Below are 1,555 nucleotides of genomic sequence, written 5' to 3'. Positions count from 1 at the left end.
CCCACCGGACAGTTATGGGACTGCCAGACGGGCGATATTCGGGGCATACGGCCCGAGGCAACGGGGGAGGGCCGGCGTGCCCCGGGCCGTATGTGCGCCCCACCGCAACACATGAGTTGACCACCGCGTATTCGCGGCCCCACATGCTGTGGTTTCTTCATGATCACCTTTGGGCTCCTGACTCAACAGAGTCATATGACCCGTGCTTCCTGTCTGTCACGGACGGCAGCTCTGTGCAGCCCGCCAGGCCTCTGGGCAACGTCGGTGCGCAGGTGTGAGCGGCATGGGGCCCGGAGGAGTGGGTGTTCGAGGCGCGGGGGGTGCGCGATGCGTTGGTGGCGGTGGGGGAGATCCCCCTGCCGGAGTGTCTGCCTGGTGAGCCGGAGGATTGCGGCACGTCGGCGCGGGATCATCGCGGGGTGTGGCTGGCCATGTTGAAGGCGCGGGCACAGCTCATGAACGATGCAGACGTCGTCGATTCCGCGGTTGCGTAGTTCGGACAGCACCGTCACTCGCCGTGGACTGACCGAACCTACGACTTCCATCGCGCCAGTCTCGATCAAACCCGGAGTGGTTCAAGGTGGTGGCATACGTATAGGTTGTTGCGCGGGCGGGAGACGGATCCTGACCGGATCTTGATCCACAGTGCGTCGATGTAGATGATCGGCCGCCGATGCGAAGAAGTGCGTGCTGAACAACTGCCGCACCGATGCAGCGTCCGGGCGGTGGAGCAGGGGGACAGCGGGCGGCGGCAACGGCGCTGTTGCGGCAGGGTGTTGCGGTAGAGGTGCGTCAAGGTGTTGCGGTGAGGGTTGCGGTAGACGTTGCGCAGCCTCATGGCGGGCGTTCCCGTCACCGCTGGTGAGCGCCCGACCGGAGCGTGGTCGGGGGTCTGACATCCCCCTCAGAGCACCCCACGACCGGCCCCACCTGGAAGAAGAAGGGGTGGGACGGAGCGGGCGGGACGCGGGCCGCGCCTCGAGGGGATCGGGGCCCGCCGGTCCCCTCGCGCGCGTCGGCGGGGCCGCGCGCGGCCGGGGCAGCCTGCCCCGGCACCGTTAATCGGCGGTCATCGTCGGAGTGACGGTCATCAGCGTCACCAGGAGTTCACCAGGTGACCGCGTCCTTGATTGATCTCAAGGTGATGTCGGTGGCCTTGGTCTACCGTTACCTGGTACCAGGCTACTGAGCCCGTGCCTTCCGGGAGTTGGCCCGGAGGGGTGTCCGGTCTCCGGGCCACTTGCTGGAAACGCCCACCGGACAGTTATGGGCCCCCTGCCAGACGGGCGATATTCGGGGGCATACGGCCCGAGGCTCCACAGGAGAGCCAGGCGTTGGTTGGCTGTGGTGCCCCGGGCTGTATGTGCACCCACAGCAACACAGGAGTTGCCCATCGCGTGTTCCCGCGGCGTCGCATGTTCGCCGCATGCGGTGGTTCCTCCATGATCATCCTTGGGCTCCTGACTCAACAGAGTCATACGACCCGCACTTCCGGCCGCTTCGGCACCGAAGTACCAGGCCAGCCGCACCCTGACGGCACAACGGCAGACCGTCT

General features: G+C 66.6%; 1 protein-coding gene. It reads left to right on the top strand.

The genetic code is table 11. The annotated features are described in order from the left end of the window. Window positions 1-302 precede the first annotated feature (302 nt). Window positions 303-494: a hypothetical protein gene (locus ABZZ74_RS54130; protein ID WP_356951443.1), complete on the top strand. Its 192-nt coding sequence runs from the start codon at window positions 303-305 to the stop codon at window positions 492-494. The last annotated feature ends 1,061 nt before the right edge of the window (window positions 495-1,555 follow it).

It is taken from the genome of Streptomyces sp. NPDC006476 (assembly GCF_040612015.1).
Lineage (GTDB): Bacteria > Actinomycetota > Actinomycetes > Streptomycetales > Streptomycetaceae > Streptomyces > Streptomyces griseorubiginosus_B.
This window is presented reverse-complemented; position numbering and strand designations above follow the sequence as displayed.